The organism is Planobispora longispora (genome assembly GCF_016863135.1).
GTDB classification, from domain to species: Bacteria; Actinomycetota; Actinomycetes; order Streptosporangiales; family Streptosporangiaceae; genus Planobispora; species Planobispora longispora.
Map to the genome: position 1 here is coordinate 1 of NZ_BOOH01000115.1, position 701 is coordinate 701.

The 701-nt window shown below is 72.3% G+C and carries 1 protein-coding gene; it reads left to right on the top strand.

Translation table 11 applies throughout. The features are described 5' to 3' along the window. Positions 1–701, top strand: a 701-nt coding sequence (locus tag Plo01_RS39845; RefSeq protein ID WP_203895999.1) for a putative bifunctional diguanylate cyclase/phosphodiesterase, incomplete at both ends; no start/stop codon positions are given.

Here is a 701-nt window from a genome sequence, read left to right on the forward strand (position 1 = left end):
GGAGCTGGCGGTGCGCTACCAGCCGGTGGTGGAGCTGGACTCGGGCCGGATCGTGGCGGTGGAGACCCTGCTGCGCTGGCAGCCGGGCGACTCACGGCCGATCCCGCCGGATGTGTTCATCCCGCTGGCCGAAGAATCCGGCCTGATCGTGCCGATCGGGACCTGGGTGCTGGAGCGGGCCTGCGCCGACGCGGCGCGCTGGCACGCCCGTCACGGCCTGTCGGTGACGGTCAACATCTCCGGCCGGCAACTCCGGGACCCCGGTTTCGCCGAGACGGTGCTGGCGGCGCTGGAACGGCACCGGCTGCCGGCCCGGGCGCTGGTGCTGGAGATCACCGAGAGCATGCTGCTGGCCACCACCCCGGCCGAGACCGAGCGCGTCATCGGGGTGCTGCAGGGCCTGCGCGCGCACGGGGTGCGCATCGCCCTGGACGACTTCGGCACCGGCTATTCGTCCCTGGCCTACCTGCGCATCCTGCCGGTGGACATCGTCAAGATCGATCGGTCGTTCACCACCGCGCCCTCGGCGGCCGATCACGCCCAGGCGCGGGCCTTCACCAAGGCGATCGTGGAGCTGTCGGCCAGCCTGCGGCTGGGCACGATCGTGGAGGGGGTCGAGACGCGCGAGCAGGCGGTGGTGTTGCACCAGGTGGGCTGCACGCTGGCGCAGGGGTATCTGTTCTCGCCGCCGGCCACCGCCC